Here is a 15,230-nt window from a genome sequence, read left to right on the forward strand (position 1 = left end):
CGTGCGGCCGCGTGCTTCGCTGGGGCGGTGCGCCAGGGCAGCAAGGGACACGACCGGCACTCCCGAGCCGGTCGCGGGGATGCCGTGCACCGGTACGAACTGCTGCGGGTACGGGGACGCGGTGTCGCCTGGGTGCCGCCGCTCCTGCTGCTGGTCGTCATCGCGGCGGCCGACTACCACACCGGCGGAGAGTTCCGGATCATCTCCTGGATCGTGCTGGTGCCGGGCATCGCCGCCGCGATCTGCGGGGTGTGGGGCACGGCCGTGTTCGCGGCGCTCGCGATCGGCACCTTCTCGGCCGTCGACAGCGCCTGGCCGCACGAGTTCCAGACGGGGCTGCCCGATTTCATCCTCGTCACCGTCGGCGGTGTCCTGGCGACGCTGGCGTGCGCGGTCCGGGTGCGCGGTGAGCGGCGCGCGCTGTACACGCGGGACGTGGCCGACACGGTCCGCCGCACGGTGCTGCGCCCCCTGCCGCCGCTCTGGGGCGGCCTGGAGCACGCGGGCGTCTACCTCAGCCCGGAGGTCGGTGCCCGGGTGGGCGGTGACTTCTACGACATCCAGCCGGGCCCGTACGGTACCCGGGTCCTCGTCGGGGACGTCCAGGGCAAGGGGCTGGGCGCGGTCGAGACGGCGTCGGTGCTGCTCGGCACGTTCCGCGAGGCGGGCTGCCACGAGCCGCGGCTGACGACCGTCGCCGAGCGGCTGGAGGAGCGGATGCTGTCTCACCGGGACTACACCAGGGCCCTCGGCCGGGCCGAGGGCGACCGCTTCGCCACCGCCGTGCTGCTGGGCTTCCCCGCGGCCTCCTCCGACACGGTGGAGACCGTCGTCCTCGGCCACGAACCGCCGCTGGTCGTGGGGCCCGGCAGCGTACGGTCGCTGCCCGTGACCGGTGGTCTTCCGCTGGGCCTGCGCGAGTTGGACCCCGCCCCGGTGCGCGTGCACCGGCTGCCGCTGGCCGTCGACGAGACGCTGCTGGTGGTCACCGACGGGGTGACCGAGGCGCGGGACGCCCACGGGGCGTTCTACCGGCTCGCCGAGGAGGTGGCGCGGGCGGTCACGCGGGACCCGGGCCTCGCCGAACCGGGCCGGCTGGTCGCCTTCGTGAGGGAGGGGACACTCCGGCACAGCGGCGGCCGGCTGACCGACGACACGACCGCCTTCGCCGTCCGCCGAATCCACGCACCCGGGGGCGAACGCCCCGAAGGGGGACGTTCACGGATCTGAGCCCCCCGGCGGGAGCCACAGCGGTTACGGTGCTGGTCTGGGTGATCGACGGGCCGATCGCAGGCCGATCGCAGGCCGATCGACAGGGCGATCGACAGAGGGAGGGAATCGTGTCAGGGACCACGCCCGGGACCGTGCTGCTGCTGGCGGCCTCGCCGCTGGGACGGGGGCGGCTGGTGGACGCGGCGTCGGTGCTCCCCGTCCTCGCGGCCGTACCGCCCGCCGTGCTGTCCGGCACGGACACCGCGAACGTCGTCGAACTCGCCGACCCGCTCGAGCCGCAGGCCGTCCTGACCCGACTGCGCGCCGCCGCGACCGCTCCCGGACCGCTCACCGTGTACGTCACCGGACAGCTGCTGCTCGACCGCCGCCAGCGCCTGCCCCATCTGGCACTGGCCCGCACCACCGCGTCGACCGCGCGCTACACGGCGTTCCCGTGGCACTGGTTCCGGGAGGAGCTGCGGCTGCGGCCCCCGGGCGCCACGACGTTGGTCCTCGACCTGTACGCGGACCCGGAGACCTGGCAGGCACTGTGCTCCCCGCAGCCACCGGGTTCCCCGCAGGCACCCCGGCTGCTGCCCCACCAGCAGTCCGTCCCGCAGACCCCGGTGCCGGCCCCGGCGCCGCTCGTGCTCGACTCCGGCCGTGACACCGCCGTGTACGGCCGTGTCGCGCCGCCGCCCTCCCGTCGTACGGTCGCGGTGCCGGCGTACATGAAGGCGGTCGCGACGCTGCTGCGCAGCGGACGGCGTCCGTCGAACGAGGAACTGCACCAGCAGGCGCTGACCCGGGTCGCCGCGGAGAGCGCGCACCCCGGTCTGGTACTGGCGCGGCGCGGGTCCGGGCCCGCCCCGGGGGACCCGCACGCGGCCATCACGGCGGCCGTGCGGTCCGGCCGCCACGCGGACGCCGACGCGCTCGCCGCGCGGCACGAGCACAGTGCCGTCCTCGCGTACGGGCCCGCCTCCGAGGAGGCGCTGCACTGGGCCGAGGTCCGTGCCGATCTGGCGATGCTGGCCGGGGACGCGACGCTCAGCTGCCGTACCTGGCTGACGGTGGCCGCCGCACGGCTGAACACCGGCCAGGCGGTGGACGCCTCCGTCGTCGAAACGGCCGTGGACCGGGCGCACCACCAGTGGGGCCGGATCGAAGACCCGGTACGGGCCCGTGAACTCGGCCTGCAGCTGGCGGAGTTGCGCGCCCGCGTACCCGGACGGCAACAGGGGGCCCTGGACCACGTGCGGCGGCAGCTGAGCCAGTTGCAGACGCAGAACTGAAGAGCCCGCACGGTGGTGGGGCATGGCTGAGACGGCTCCTGCCGGAGGAGCGGGGGCCGGGGTGCCCCGGGCCTGCCCGGCGGATCCTGCCGCGGACGCGGGGCCCGGCACGCCCTCCCCCGAGCTCTTCGAGCAGGGGACCCCACAAGCGGGAGGGACCTCCATGAGCGAGGGGCGCCCCCATCGCCCCGCTCACCCGCGCCGACAGAGCGCCGTCGATTTCCTGCGCCCTGCTCCGCCGGGCGGGCCCTAGCGGACCGCGGCCTCCACCGGGGCCGTGGTGCGCTGCTCCGACTCCTCGACGTGGGTGGTCTCGGCCGGGCCCGCGTTGGCTGCCAGGACCAGTGCGGCGACCGCGGCGACGGCCGCGACGAAGCCTCTGGCGTAACGCCTGGTGGTGCGAATGCGTTCCAGCACGGCGACCTCGCAACAACGACGGGTTAAGCGGGTTTAATCCGCGGTTTAACCTAGGGGCTGTCGGTCGCGAACGGCAAGAGGCGCAGGGGGAGTTGGCGGTGGGGGAGCGTGACGATCCGGACATCATCGGGCGTCGGGTGCAGCGGCTGCGCATGCAGCGCGGACTGACCCAGAAACAGCTGGCCGAGCCGGTGTACACCCCTGCCTACGTCTCCACGCTGGAGGCCGGACGGGTGCGGCCCTCCGACGACGCCCTGCGGCATCTCGCCGACCGGCTCGGAGTCACGTTCGACGAACTGGCGACCGGGCGTTCGGCGCGGCTCGTCACCGAGTTACGGTTCCGGCTGACCGAGGCCCAGCGCTCCCTCGCCCTCGGCGAGGCCGCGACGGCGGTGCGGCAGTACTCCGGGCTGCTCGCCGAGGCCGAGGCGCAGGACCTCGCCGAGGAGCAGGCCGCCGCGCTGCTCGGGCTCGGCGAATGCGCACTGGAGGCCGGTGAACTGGAACCCGGCCGCGAGTACTTCGAACGGGCGGAGAAACGTCTCGCCGACGCCCCGCTGCCGGCCCGGGTGCCGGCGCTGCGCGGACGGGCCGTCGCGCACTACCTCGCGGGCGAACTCCGGTACGCGGTCTACCTGCTGGAGTCCACCCTCGACGAGCTGAACCGGGCCGGGCTGCACGACCCGGACGCGCTGCTGCTGCTCTACGCCAGCGCGATCGGCCCGTACATGGACATGGGCGCACACGCGCGTGCCGCCCAGGCGGCGGAGCTCGCACTGACGCTCGCCCCGCAGGCCGGTGACCCGGCGCTGGTGGCGCGCATGCACCGGTCGGTGGCCCGCACCCTGCTCGCCGAGGGCCGGATCGCCGAGGCCGACGCCTCGCTGGCCAAGGCGGCCGAGCTGTACCGCGGGCTGCACCTGCGTACGGAGCTCGCCAACTGCCACTGGATGCGCGGGTACGTGTATGCGCAGAACGGTGAACTCGAGCTTGCGGAACGGGAGTTACGTCAGGCGTTGGAGATGCTGTCGGCCACCCGTGCCGTCCTCTACAGCAGTCAGGTCACCGTGGAGCTGGCCGACGTACTGCACCGGCGCGGAAGTTCACAGGAGGCGGCCGCCCTGCTGCGGGACGTGCTCGGCGGCCTCTCCCCCGAACGGGGCGCGGTGCACGCGGCGGCGGCGCACCGGCTGCTCGGCATCATCGCCGAGGACGTGCGCGACCCCGAGCAGGCCGAGGAGCACTACGTCCGCGCGATGAGCCTGCTGGAGCGGGCGGGGGCGGTCGGCGACCTGGCCGACCTGTGCCGCCTCCTCGGCGACCTGCTCCGCCGCACCGGCCGCGTCGAGGCCGCCCTGGACGCCTACCGCACCGGTCTCGGCCACCGCACGGCCCCGGGCACCACGACCCTGGGACCGGCCCCGGCCCAGCCGCCGGTCTGAACACGAGCCCGGAGCCGAAATCCTTCGGAGGCGCAGCCCCCGCCGCCTGAGCTGCCGGAATGGACGTAGCCGTGCCCTTCCTCATCGTGTTCCTCGGCATCATCACCGTCAAGGTCGAGATCTCCCGGGCCGGCCGCCGTGCCGCCCGCCTCGAACGCAAGCTCGACCTCGTACTCGAGCACCTGGACCTGCACGAGGAGGTCCCGCACCGGGAGGAGATCGTCGCGCTCGTGCGGGAGGGCAAGAGGATCCAGGCGGTCAAGGCCTACCGCGAGGCCACCGGAGCGGGCCTGGCCGAGGCCAAGGAGGCCGTGGACCGTCTGGGCTGAGCGGTGCCGGGCGACCGGAACCGCGGTCAGACCTCCGCGCGCCCCTGCTTCCTGATCTCCGTCAGCCGGTCAGCCCCGAACTCCGCTATCACCTGGGTGAGTTCGGACAGAACCTCGCCGAATCCGCCGTTGGTGAGGGTGATGGTGTCCTCACCGATGCGGACCACCGCGACGTCCAGGGTGAGATGCGTCGGCTCCCCGTCGGGCGCCTTGCCGGTCATGCTGACCCGCAACGCCTGCCGCGCGTCCCCGATCTTCGGCAGCCGCAGCGCGTCGACCTCGGTCTCCTGCACGCCGTCCCGCTTGGTCGTCGCCTTGAACTCCCCGCACTTGCCAGGCAGTCCGCCGAGCCACTTCAGTGTGCGGTCCACGTCGGCGGGCCGGTACGCGGCGACCTGGTAACGCAGTTGGGCGCCGTTGTAGGCGTCGTCCAGGGTGACCACGGCCCGCGGTCCGGTCGGCGTGCCGAACAGCTCCTCGGTGTAGAGGACGTCGAGCAGACGCCGGCAGTCGGCGTTCTTCGTGTCCGCCTTGAGCAGCCCGTCCCGCCAGGTCGCCGCACCCCGCGTCGGCACCCAGGGCTGTCCCAGGTCCGTCTCCGTGATCAGTGCGGCCCGGACCTGCTCCTTGCTCAGCCCGGCGTCGGGCGGTGACGCGGAGGGCTGCTCGGCGGCCGGCGCGGCGGAGGACGACGAGGCCGACGCCGGGGCGGGGACGGACGACGGCACCACCGTCCCGGGGCCGTCCTGCCCGCCGACGGAACAGGCGGCCGTGGCCAGCAGCGCGGACACCGACAGCGCGGAGGCGAGAAGGACGCGGGCGGCGGCCTGGGCGTGCGTCATCGGGGTGCCTCCTGGTGGAGCCGGGCTGCGGCTGTGTTCTGCTCGCCCAGGGTCGGGACGTGCTCTTACGGCACCACCGAGCCGCCCGCCCCACCAGCGCGGCGGTCCGTCCGGGTGAACGCGCGGGGGAAACCGTCCCTGCCCCCTTCGCGGCTCCTCTGTGCCACCTTTGTGTTCCCTTCCCGTCCGTGGTTTCCGCTCGTGGTTCCCGCTCGTGATTTCCGTCCCTGGCTCTTCCCCGACCCCACCCCGAAGGAGTCCGCGCCGTGCCGAACGGTCTGCCCATCCCGGTGATCATCGACTGCGACACGGGTGTCGACGACGCCCTGGCCCTGCTGTTCGCCGTCCGTCACCCGGGGATCGACCTGCGCGCGGTGACCTGCGTGGTCGGCAACACGGACGTGGACGGCGTCGTCCGCAACACGCTCACCGTGCTGGAACAGGCGGGCGCGCCCGGCATTCCGGTCGCCCGGGGCGCCGAGCGCCCGCTGATCGAGGCGCCGCGTTCCGCACGGCACGTCCACGGCCACGACGGGATGGGCGACCTCGGCCTGCCCGCCCCGCGGCGCCTCCCGGCGGACGTGGACGCGGTGGCCCTGCTGCGCCGCGAGATCCTCGCCTCCCCGCGCCCGGTCACCCTGGTGCCCACCGCCCCGCCGACCAACATCGCGCTGCTGCTGCGGACACATCCCGAGGTCACCCGCAACATCGAGCGGATCGTGTTCATGGGTGGCGCGGCGGGCGTCGGCAACGCCACCCCGGTGGCCGAGTTCAACGTCTGGCACGACCCGGAGGCCGCCGCGATCCTGCTCACCGCGGGGGTGCCGATCACGATGTACGGCCTGGACGTGTTCCACCGGGTCGTCGTCCCGGCGGCCGAGGTGCGCAGGCTGCGCGCGAGCACCGAACCGGGCGCCCGGCTGGCCGGTGACCTGCTGGCCCACCGGCCCGCGACACCCGGCAGCGCCCCCGAGGACCCCACCGAGGACGCGGGCGGGCTCGGCGACGCGGGTGCGCTGTGCGCGGTCGTCGATCCGGAGGGCCTGACCACCCACCGGCTCCCCGTCGAGGTCTCCCTGGGCCCCGGCCCGGCCCGCGGCCAGACCGTGGTCGACCGCCGCCCCCGGATCGGCGAGTCCGAACTGCACGAGGGCACGCGCGAGCAGTGCCTGGTGGACGTCGGGCTGGACGTGGACGTACGGCGCTACGTGCGGCTCTACCTGGCGACCGTGGAGGGAGGAGGGGCCGGAGCGCAGCGGTAGGCCCGCCGTCCGCCCCGACCCCGAACGCCCGGCCCGCGGGGGACGGGCCGGGCGTGCAGGTGGGCGCTACCGGTTACCGGCCGTCGGCGCTGGTGCCGGTGCGCTTGCGGCGGGTGACCACGACGAGCGCCGCGCCGCCCGCCAGCAGAACCGCCGCGCCGATCGCGAACGGGCCGGTGTTGCCGTCGGCGCCGGTCTCCGCGAGGTTGTCGCTGCCGCCGTTCGGCGAGGCCCCCGGTTCGGTGGCCGGCTCGGAGGGGGACTGGTCGGGCGTGTCGGTGCCGGGCGTCGCGGACGGCTCGCCCGGCGTCCCGGAGGCCGGCGCGGTGGTGTCCTCGGCGGGCTTCGACGGCTCCGACGGCTTCGACGGCTCCGGTGCGGAGGTGGACGGCTCGGGGGCCGGCTCCTCGGCCGGGGTGTCGGCGGTGCAGTCCTTCGTGCCGCCGTTCCAGGCCGCGATCAGCTTGTCCTTGATGACCGGACGGTCCGGCCCCTTCGGCAGCTCACCGTGCTCGAAGCCGTCGTTCGCGTCCAGCTTGCCGTCGAACTTCACGGCGCCCCGGTAGAGGTCGATCTGCGCGAAGCAGCCCTTGTCCGGGACGGCGATGTCGAGGGAATCGGTCGTGCCGGGCTTGACCGTCACCGTGTCGAAGTCGACGAAGACCTGCTCGCCGGAGGAGGCGAAGGTGGCGCCGTGCGCCAGGTAGGAGGCGAGCGAGGCGGTGCAGGTGGACGCGTCACCGGCGGTGCGGACCTCGAGGTGGACCTTGCCGTCCTCGCTGGGCCGCAGGTTCTGGTCGTCGACCTTGACGGAGTCGAAGAAGTTCTTGCCGTCGAGCGAGAACTGGCAGCGGTCGGTCTCGGTGACCGTGCCGGCACCGGTACCCGGCCGGTAGTCGCCGCCCGACTTCCAGCCGCCCCCGCCGGGAGAGCCGTGGGCGGAGGCGGAGGTCGCGGCGACGGTGGTGGCCGCGCAGAGGGCGAGGGTCGCGGCGCCCGTCCCCAGCAGGCGGCGGGTGAGGACACGTCTCGCTATGGACATGCGGATCCCATTCTTGGCGTGTGCCGGAGACCGGGGCACGGCGGCAGGGCAGCAGGGCAGCACGCGGCGGCCGGCCGTCCCGGGCATGAGTGGTCGAAGAAACACGAGGCTCATTGGTCACATGTGCCTCAGTGCGCCTTCATGGTGACCGCGCCGCATCACCCTGTCAACCTGCGCTGACGCAAGGGGAGTTGCGCGCTCTTCACGTGCCCGTCACACAAGGAGGGAATGCCTCCGCTCCGCCCGTGTGTTCGCTTTTGCGGCCTTCTGGACAGATTCATGCTGTCGCCCGCACCCACCCGGAGGAGACCGCGTGACCGACCGCACCGCTCCGCCCGCCCCCCGGCCGACCCCGCCGGCCTCCGCCCCGGCCCCACCCGTCACAGGCGTTCTGTCCGACGCCGCGCCCGACCTCTCCTCGCGCAACCCCGACTGGTGGCGGCAGGCCGTCGTCTACCAGGTCTATCCGCGCAGCTTCGCCGACGCCGACGGCGACGGTCTCGGCGACCTGCGCGGCGTCACCCGGCGCCTCACCCACCTCGCCGCCCTGGGCGTGGACGCCCTCTGGCTGAGTCCGTTCTACCCCTCCGAACTCGCCGACGGCGGCTACGACGTCGCCGACCCACGGGACGTCGACCCGCGCCTCGGCACCCTCGACGACTTCGGCGCGCTGGTCGCCGAGGCCCACCGCCTGGGCCTCAAGGTGATCGTCGACATCGTCCCCAACCACACCTCCCACCAGCACGTCTGGTTCCAGGAGGCGCTGCGCGCCGGCCCCGGCTCCCCGGCCCGCGAGCGCTACGTCTTCCGCGACGGGCGCGGCCCGCGGGGCGAACACCCGCCCACCGACTGGCAGTCCGTCTTCGGCGGCAGTGCCTGGCGGCGGGTGCCCGACGGACAGTGGTACCTGCACCTCTTCGCCGCCGAACAGCCCGACCTGAACTGGGCGAACGAGGACGTCCGCGCCGACTTCCGCACCACCCTGCGGTTCTGGGCCGACCGGGGGGTGGACGGCTTCCGCGTCGACGTCGCGCACGCCCTCGCCAAGGACCTGGGCGAGCCGCTGCGCGACCTCGGCACCACCGAACCGGGCGGCGAGGCCGCCCTCGCCGAGTTCCCGCCCGGCACCCATCCGTTCTACGACCGGGACGAGGTGCACGAGATCTACCGCGACTGGCGCAAGATCCTCGACGCCTGCTCCCCGCCCCGCACGGCCGTCGCGGAGGCCTGGGTCCCCGGCGCCCGGCGCGCCCTGTACGCCCGGCCGGACGAACTGGGCCAGGCCTTCGACTTCGAGTATCTGCAGGCTCCCTGGGAGGCGGAGGCGCTCCGCCGGGTCATCACCGACTCGCTCGCGACCGCCCGTGCGGCGGGGTCCCCGGCGACCTGGGTGCTCTCCAACCACGACGTCGTACGCCACGCCTCGCGCCTGATGCTGCCGCCGGGCACGGACGACAACGCCTGGCTGCTGTCCGGCGGACACGCCCCGGCCGTCGACGCCGCCGCCGGGCTGCGCCGGGCCCACGCGGCGACCCTGCTGATGCTGGCGCTGCCCGGCTCGGCCTACGTCTACCAGGGCGAGGAACTCGGCCTGCCCGAGGTCGCCGACCTGCCCATCGAGGTCCTCCAGGACCCGATCTGGGAGCAGACGGGGCGTGTCCGCAAGGGCCGCGACGGCTGCCGGGTGCCGCTGCCCTGGACGACGACCGGACCGTCGTACGGCTTCGGCGCGGGTGGCGCCTGGCTGCCGCAGCCGCCGGACTTCGGCGCGTACGCCGTCGAGGCGCAGGACGGGGCGCAGGCGCGGGAGGGGGTGCCGGGCTCGACCCTGGAGCTGTACCGCGCGGCCCTGCGCCTGCGCCGCAAGCTCCAGGAGGGCGAGACGCTGACCTGGGCGAAGGACCCCCCCGCCGGGGTGCTGCGGTTCGACCGCAACGACGGCTGGCGCTGTGTGGCCAACCTGTCACCCGACCCGGTCCCCCTCCCCGCCGGCGAGGTCCTGCTGTCCAGCGCCCCCCTGACCGACGGCAGCCTGGGCCCGGACACCACGGCATGGCTGCTCCCCGGAACACCCCCCGCCCCGAGCTCCCGGCCCGACTCCTGATCCTGTGTCCGTCTCGAGGGACCGGGTGGGGTGAGCGGGAAGGCCGGGGGCGGGCCCCGAGCTGCACACGTGGGGACGCGACGGCCCGTCCCGGCCTTCCCTCCGTCGGTAATTTGTCACGGCACGGGGGCCCCCGCCTGCCGGAGCGGCTGAATGAGCGCGGGGCACCCGCCGAGACCTCCCGAAGGGGCGAATAGGGCATTCGGGTGCTTTATCTCACTTTCTCATCCATAATCGGACCATGAACGCGACATCGTATGAACTGCTGGCCGCGAGCCAGCAAATACTGAGCCTGCTCGCGGCCTTCGTCGGCGGGCTGGTCGTGGCCGGCGCGCTGGTCTGGGCCGTACTTGTCGGCATGAAGGTCATGGATCAAGAAGAACGCCGCCCCAGCCCCGAGGACCAGCCGAAGCTGCCGGAGACCGGCGCGGTCCACGAGATGCGGGAGATGCGGGAGCCGGACGAGGTGCCGGTGGTGTCCAGGGACGGCGAACGGCTCATGCCCTACCAGCTCCGTCACTCCGCGACCAGAACCGGGAAGGACCAGCAGCGGCGGCGCTGGCTGCCCGGCTCCAGCGGCGGCTTCGGCAGCGGAGGCCCCGGGCACGTCTGAGTGCTCCCCTCGTGAAAGGGGGATCCCCGTCTCCCCCGCAAGCGGAACAGGGGCAGGCACGGACATCTGTGTGCGCCGCGACAGTTTTTCCGCCGAGGCGATTAGAGTTCCGGTGTGGGGAACCCGTCCCCGTGGCGGTCCGTGTCCCCTGCGGTCCGCAGGAAGGTGCGCATGCCCCCGGAGAGTCAGCCGTATGCCGGCGCCCCGCAGCCGGACGACGCCCGGCTGCCCGTCGCCGACCGGCTCGACGACGACCATTTCCCGGCCTACACCATGGGCAGGGCCGCCGAACTGGTCGGAGCGACACCCGCCTTCCTCCGTGCCCTGGGCGAGGCGGAACTGATCACCCCGATGCGCTCGGAGGGCGGCCACCGCCGCTACTCGCGCCACCAGCTGAAGCTCGCCGCCAGGGCCCGCGAACTCGTCGACCAGGGGACTCCGGTCGACGCCGCGTGTCGCATCATCGACCTGGAGGAGCGGCTGGAGCAGCTCGAGCGGCTCAACGAGGAGCTGCGTCGACGGGGCGCGGATGCCGTGCACCAGCACCGCTGAAAATCTGTTCCCACCGGAACAGAAATCCAGTATCCGTCACGGAAATCTATTTCCTTAAACGCGTTGTCGACGTTGTTTTCGGTGATTTTCCTCGCTTGCCGTGGATATGGTCCATGCTAAGCTGACGTCAGTTGCAGTTGTGGTTGCCAGTTTGCTACCGGTTCTCCGGGCAGGTGATCATCGCGACGATGAGGGAATTCGTGAAGTGCGTTTTCCCGTGCACTGTCTCAGGAGATTTGATATGGCCACCGGTACGGTGAAGTGGTTCAACTCGGAAAAGGGCTTCGGCTTCATCGAGCAGGACGGCGGCGGCGCCGACGTGTTCGCCCACTACTCGAACATCGCCACCTCGGGCTTCCGTGAGCTCCAGGAGGGCCAGAAGGTGACCTTCGACGTCACGCAGGGCCAGAAGGGCCCGCAGGCCGAGAACATCGTTCCCGCCTGACCCGTACGTACGCGAGTACGCAGGGATTTCAGCAGGGGCCCCGCACATCGGTGCGGGGCCCCTGCTCCGTGTTTTCCGGGCTCCGGCTCCTGCGTGTGTTCCGCCGCCCGGGAAGGAAAGGGCCGGCGGGCCGAGGCCGCCCCTTTCCGCCGAGTGCCCGCTCGTCGGCTCGTGCGCTTCTCCGCCGGACGGGTGACCGACGTGTACGGTCCGGGCGAACGCGGGGGCGCCGCAGCGGTGGGTCAGGCCTGCTGGGGGCCGGTCTGCTGGACCACCTCGAAGGACCACAGCGTCGCTCCCGTGGCCGCGGGCTTCGGGCGGTCGCCCTGCGCGCCCTCACCGCCGTGTGCGGCCTGGGCGCGGCCCTCCATCCAGCGCTGGAAGTCCTCCTCGGACCGCCAGCGGGTGTAGACGAGATAGGTGTCGGTGCCCTCCACCGGGCGCAGCAGCTCGAACCACTCGAAGCCGTCCGAACCCTCCACCGCCCCCGCCCGCGCGGCGAACCGCTGCTCCAGCGTCTCCCGCTGCTCTTCCGGGACCGTGAGTACGTTGATCTTGACGATGCTCATGTTCCGATTGTTCCGCAGCACGGCGCGGAACACGTGCCGGGGGCGGTCAGCCGAGGCAGATCACCAGCAGGCACAGCTCGGAGCGGGGCGTGCTCGGTGAGTCGGGCGGGGGCGTCGAGGGAGCCTGCGGGGCGGGCTGCGAGCCGCTCTCGCCTTCCGACCTCCCGCTCCCGCCGCCGCTGCCGTCCCCGGTGCCTCCGGTGCCGGAGGCGGCCACGGGCGGGCTCGTCGGACGGGTCGCCGCGGCGGAGCCGGAATCGGCACCGGTGCTGCCCTCGGCGGAGCCGGAGCCGGAGCCGGCTTCCGCACCCGAGCCGGTGGACGGCGAGGTGGTCCGCGGCGGGGGCGCCGCCGTCGTGGGCGTGCCGGTGACGCCGTCCGACCGGGTGCCCGACGCGACGGCGGGTGTCGACTCGGCGCCGGTCGGCTGCGGGTCCGGGGCGTCGTCCGGGGCCGACTGCGGGGGCCGGTCCGGGGAGGACCGGTGCGTGCCGGGCGGGGGCACCGCGGGTGCGGGGTCGCCGTACTGCTCCGCGGGCTCCTTCGCGCCACCCATACCGGTGACCTCGGGTGCCGTCGCGGCCTGGGTGCGGTCGCCGGAACCCCGGTCCATCGAGGCGACGGTGAGACCACCGCCGACGAACGCCACCGCCGTGGCGACCAGGGCGCGGCGCTGGGTCTTCTTCCACCGCGCCAGTTGCCGTCGCCGCGCCGCCCGCCCCGTGGGCGCGGCCATCGCGGACATCGCAGGCGTCGCAGATACTGCGGACACGGACGCGGACGCCGCCGCGGGGTCGGGGTCGAGGCCGGAGTCGTGGAACGCACCGGCACCCGCGTCGACACGCTCCGCGGCCTCGGTGACCCCGGCGGCTTCCGCACCCGGTGGCGCGGTCGTCGTCACCGGGGCGGTGACCGTGCGACCGTTTATGGCGCTCGGCGTGATGTCGGGAGCGTAGGCGCCGCATCCGGGGCACACCAGGGCGCCGTTCAGATGCCGGCGACACGTGGAGCAGTAGTCCATCCGTTGTCTTCCTGAGTCGGCATGCGCGCACCCGCCGAGCCGGGGACGGCCCGTTCGCATTCGCACGCGAGAGCGAGTGGAGCAGGAACAGCAACGCTAACGACACCCGCGAGCCGCTGTGTGCAGTCCGTGTGTCACTCCTGCGCACGTTCTCCGCCCGCTTCGCGTGAATGCCGTGAGCATGTGCGGCGTCCGGTGCGCGGGGCGCTCCCGGCTGGATGATGTTCAGTGAAAATCCCCTGGAGCAACGGCGGTTCCGGAGCGGAGAGCACAGCCCATTCGGGTCGTCACTGCCATGAATCGGACCGGTGGCGGCCGCTCGGGCCGTGGCACCGACAGGTGGGGCCGCGTGACGGGCACGGCTTGACGCTGCCGGGCCGCGCGGCGTTGGCTGCCCCTCACCGGTCGCCGCGCTGCCCCCTCGCCCGGAAGGCACCTGATGTGAATCCCTGCACTCCTCGCACCACCCGTACCACCCGCACCACTCTTGTGACGGTCGGCCTCACGGCCCTCTCGCTCCTCTCGCTCTCCGCGTGCGGTGCGCTCGGCGACACCGGCGGGAGCAGTGACTCCGCGTCGCCGAGCGAGCGCAACGACATCACGGTGGGCCTCCTCCTGCCCGACAAGGACGCGGCGCGCTACGAGAAGTTCGACCGCCCCCTCATCGAGGAGCGGGTCGGCGTTCTCACCGGCAAGAAGGGCAGGGTCGCCTACGCCAACGCCGGGGGGAGCGCGGCCGAGCAGAGCCGGCAGTTCGGCCGGATGATCGACGACGAGGTCGACGTGATCCTGGTGAACGCGGTGGACTCCAGGGCCGTCGGACCGGACGTGAAGAAGGCCAAGGCCGCGGGCATCCCCGTCATCGCCTACGACCGGCTCGCCGAGGGCCCGGTCGACGCGTACGTGTCGCACGACAACGAGCTCGTCGGCGAGGTGCAGGGCCGTGCGATCGTCGACGCGCTCGGCGGCGAGGGGAAGGACGGCAAGGTCGTCGTGATGAACGGCGCGCCCGCCGACCCGAACGCGGCCCTGTTCAAGAAGGGCGCGTTCAACGAGTTGAACGGGAAGGTGGACGTGGTCAAGACGTACGACACCGAGAAGTGGAGGCCCGAGGTCGCCAAGGCGAACATGGAGAAGGCGATCGACGCCATCGGCGCCGACGACGTCGCCGCCGTCTACTCGGCGAACGACAGCATGGCCGGAGCCGTCATCGAGGCGCTGGAGGAGGCGGGGGTCTCCGACCTCCCGCCGGTGACCGGGCAGGACGCCGATCTGGAGGGCGTGCAGCGGGTCGTCGAGGGCACGCAGCACATGACGGTGTACAAGTCGTTCCGGCTCGCGGCGGGCGGCGCCGCGGAGATCGCGGTGGCCCGGGTCCAGGGGCGGGACATCCAGTTCGACTCGCTGACCGTCGACCGCGTCGACAGCGCGACGCAGAAGGACATCCCGACGATGCTGATACCGGTGGTCGCCCTGACGCGGGACAACATCGAGGACACGGTGATCCGGGACGACGTCTACGACGTCAAGGACATCTGCACCGCCGAGTACCGGGCGGCCTGCGCCTCGATCGGCCTCATCCCGTAGACCACCGGCCGGCCTCGTCCGCGTACTACGTCAGCTGGTCCGCGTAGCCGATGTCCCCCACCGTCCAGGCGCTCACCTCGGCGAGGGCGACGCGGTACATCCCCCCGGTGTCGGGGATGCCGTAGCTCCCCTGGAGGATGCGGGCGACGTGGAAGTGGAGGTGGGAGGGGCGTGACGGGCTCCCGCCCCCGCCGGCCTCCTCGAACGGAACGGCGAAGTGGGTCAGCCGCGCGGAGTCGCGCAGCACCTCCGCCACCCGCTCTCTCCACAGGGCCTCGGGGGCCAGCCGTCCGGTGATGACGGCGCCGGGGACCACCACGGTGAGCGACATCTGGCTGTCCCGGTCCGCCTCGACCATCGCGGCGACGGCGACGAGCAGATCGTCAGGGTGCGACATGGTCGAAGAGCCTAGCCGAGCCCCGGCCCGGCGGGGGGCCGGCGGCCCGGATCACTTCGACGTGGCGGCACTTCGCGGCGGTGGTGCCCGGGCTGCCGGGA

General features: G+C 73.1%; 16 protein-coding genes. 10 read left to right on the forward strand and 6 right to left on the reverse strand.

The annotated features are described in order from the left end of the window. The first annotated feature begins 27 nt into the window (after positions 1-27). Positions 28-1,230, forward strand: a complete 1,203-nt coding sequence (locus AB0I73_RS03990; RefSeq protein ID WP_363033493.1) for a PP2C family protein-serine/threonine phosphatase — start codon at positions 28-30, stop codon at positions 1,228-1,230. A gap of 110 nt (positions 1,231-1,340) precedes the next feature. Then, positions 1,341-2,507: a hypothetical protein gene (locus AB0I73_RS03995; protein WP_363033495.1), complete on the forward strand. Its 1,167-nt coding sequence runs from the start codon at positions 1,341-1,343 to the stop codon at positions 2,505-2,507. A 249-nt stretch (positions 2,508-2,756) separates the two neighbouring features. On the opposite strand, the gene AB0I73_RS04000 is transcribed toward AB0I73_RS03995, so the two are convergent. Then, on the reverse strand, positions 2,757-2,924 hold the full coding sequence (locus AB0I73_RS04000; protein WP_363033497.1) for a hypothetical protein: 168 nt from the start codon (positions 2,922-2,924) through the stop codon (positions 2,757-2,759). Between the two features lie 98 nt (positions 2,925-3,022). Between AB0I73_RS04000 and AB0I73_RS04005 the strand changes: the two genes are divergently transcribed. Further along, positions 3,023-4,366, forward strand: a complete 1,344-nt coding sequence (locus AB0I73_RS04005) for a helix-turn-helix domain-containing protein (protein ID WP_363033499.1) — start codon at positions 3,023-3,025, stop codon at positions 4,364-4,366. A gap of 59 nt (positions 4,367-4,425) precedes the next feature. Then, on the forward strand, positions 4,426-4,695 hold the full coding sequence (locus AB0I73_RS04010; protein WP_363033501.1) for a hypothetical protein: 270 nt from the start codon (positions 4,426-4,428) through the stop codon (positions 4,693-4,695). Between the two features lie 26 nt (positions 4,696-4,721). Here AB0I73_RS04010 and AB0I73_RS04015 read toward each other — a convergent pair whose 3' ends face one another. Further along, complete coding sequence (locus tag AB0I73_RS04015; RefSeq protein ID WP_363033503.1) at positions 4,722-5,537, reverse strand: hypothetical protein; 816 nt, start codon at positions 5,535-5,537, stop codon at positions 4,722-4,724. A gap of 266 nt (positions 5,538-5,803) precedes the next feature. Between AB0I73_RS04015 and AB0I73_RS04020 the strand changes: the two genes are divergently transcribed. Next, positions 5,804-6,799 carry a nucleoside hydrolase gene (locus AB0I73_RS04020; RefSeq protein WP_363033505.1) on the forward strand — a complete coding sequence of 332 codons (996 nt, stop codon included), beginning with the start codon at positions 5,804-5,806 and terminating at the stop codon, positions 6,797-6,799. Positions 6,800-6,872: 73 nt separating this feature from the next. Here AB0I73_RS04020 and AB0I73_RS04025 read toward each other — a convergent pair whose 3' ends face one another. Further along, positions 6,873-7,841: an LAETG motif-containing sortase-dependent surface protein gene (locus AB0I73_RS04025; RefSeq protein WP_363033507.1), complete on the reverse strand. Its 969-nt coding sequence runs from the start codon at positions 7,839-7,841 to the stop codon at positions 6,873-6,875. Positions 7,842-8,232: 391 nt separating this feature from the next. Here AB0I73_RS04025 and AB0I73_RS04030 point away from each other — a divergent pair, with 391 nt between their 5' ends. The 4 genes from AB0I73_RS04030 to AB0I73_RS04045 all read left to right on the forward strand — a co-directional run bounded on the left by AB0I73_RS04030 (position 8,233) and on the right by AB0I73_RS04045 (position 11,555). Continuing rightward, complete coding sequence (locus AB0I73_RS04030; RefSeq protein WP_363033570.1) at positions 8,233-9,945, forward strand: glycoside hydrolase family 13 protein; 1,713 nt, start codon at positions 8,233-8,235, stop codon at positions 9,943-9,945. Positions 9,946-10,186: 241 nt separating this feature from the next. Continuing rightward, the gene (locus AB0I73_RS04035) at positions 10,187-10,558 is read left to right on the forward strand and encodes a DUF6479 family protein (protein ID WP_363033509.1); all 372 of its coding nucleotides are present in this window, start codon (positions 10,187-10,189) and stop codon (positions 10,556-10,558) included. A 171-nt stretch (positions 10,559-10,729) separates the two neighbouring features. Then, positions 10,730-11,110: a MerR family transcriptional regulator gene (locus tag AB0I73_RS04040; RefSeq protein ID WP_363033511.1), complete on the forward strand. Its 381-nt coding sequence runs from the start codon at positions 10,730-10,732 to the stop codon at positions 11,108-11,110. 241 nt (positions 11,111-11,351) lie between these two features. After that, positions 11,352-11,555 (forward strand): cold-shock protein, encoded by a 204-nt coding sequence (locus AB0I73_RS04045; RefSeq protein WP_004985680.1) that lies wholly within the window; start codon positions 11,352-11,354, stop codon positions 11,553-11,555. A 242-nt stretch (positions 11,556-11,797) separates the two neighbouring features. On the opposite strand, the gene AB0I73_RS04050 is transcribed toward AB0I73_RS04045, so the two are convergent. Next, positions 11,798-12,124: an antibiotic biosynthesis monooxygenase gene (locus AB0I73_RS04050; protein ID WP_202274736.1), complete on the reverse strand. Its 327-nt coding sequence runs from the start codon at positions 12,122-12,124 to the stop codon at positions 11,798-11,800. A gap of 46 nt (positions 12,125-12,170) precedes the next feature. After that, entirely contained in the window at positions 12,171-13,145 is a 975-nt protein-coding gene (locus AB0I73_RS04055) for a hypothetical protein (RefSeq protein WP_363033514.1), read from the reverse strand. A gap of 489 nt (positions 13,146-13,634) precedes the next feature. On the opposite strand from AB0I73_RS04055, the gene AB0I73_RS04060 reads away from it, so the two are divergent. Next, the gene (locus tag AB0I73_RS04060) at positions 13,635-14,732 is read left to right on the forward strand and encodes a substrate-binding domain-containing protein (RefSeq protein WP_363033572.1); all 1,098 of its coding nucleotides are present in this window, start codon (positions 13,635-13,637) and stop codon (positions 14,730-14,732) included. 25 nt (positions 14,733-14,757) lie between these two features. Here AB0I73_RS04060 and AB0I73_RS04065 read toward each other — a convergent pair whose 3' ends face one another. Next, entirely contained in the window at positions 14,758-15,129 is a 372-nt protein-coding gene (locus AB0I73_RS04065; protein ID WP_109379030.1) for a hypothetical protein, read from the reverse strand. Positions 15,130-15,230 lie beyond the last annotated feature (101 nt).

Source organism: Streptomyces sp. NPDC050388 (assembly GCF_040655635.1).
Taxonomy (GTDB): domain Bacteria; phylum Actinomycetota; class Actinomycetes; order Streptomycetales; family Streptomycetaceae; genus Streptomyces.

Bases quoted from the DNA above. Each gene is read 5' to 3' on its own strand.
- AB0I73_RS04055 (WP_363033514.1), bottom strand. From the start codon at position 13,145: ATGGACTACTGCTCCACGTGTCGCCGGCATCTGAACGGCGCCCTGGTG.
- AB0I73_RS04025 (WP_363033507.1), bottom strand. From the start codon at position 7,841: ATGTCCATAGCGAGACGTGTCCTCACCCGCCGCCTGCTGGGGACGGGC.
- AB0I73_RS04040 (WP_363033511.1), top strand. From the start codon at position 10,730: ATGCCCCCGGAGAGTCAGCCGTATGCCGGCGCCCCGCAGCCGGACGAC.
- AB0I73_RS04035 (WP_363033509.1), top strand. From the start codon at position 10,187: ATGAACGCGACATCGTATGAACTGCTGGCCGCGAGCCAGCAAATACTG.
- AB0I73_RS04015 (WP_363033503.1), bottom strand. From the start codon at position 5,537: ATGACGCACGCCCAGGCCGCCGCCCGCGTCCTTCTCGCCTCCGCGCTG.
- AB0I73_RS04010 (WP_363033501.1), top strand. From the start codon at position 4,426: ATGGACGTAGCCGTGCCCTTCCTCATCGTGTTCCTCGGCATCATCACC.
- AB0I73_RS04045 (WP_004985680.1), top strand. From the start codon at position 11,352: ATGGCCACCGGTACGGTGAAGTGGTTCAACTCGGAAAAGGGCTTCGGC.
- AB0I73_RS04065 (WP_109379030.1), bottom strand. From the start codon at position 15,129: ATGTCGCACCCTGACGATCTGCTCGTCGCCGTCGCCGCGATGGTCGAG.
- AB0I73_RS04050 (WP_202274736.1), bottom strand. From the start codon at position 12,124: ATGAGCATCGTCAAGATCAACGTACTCACGGTCCCGGAAGAGCAGCGG.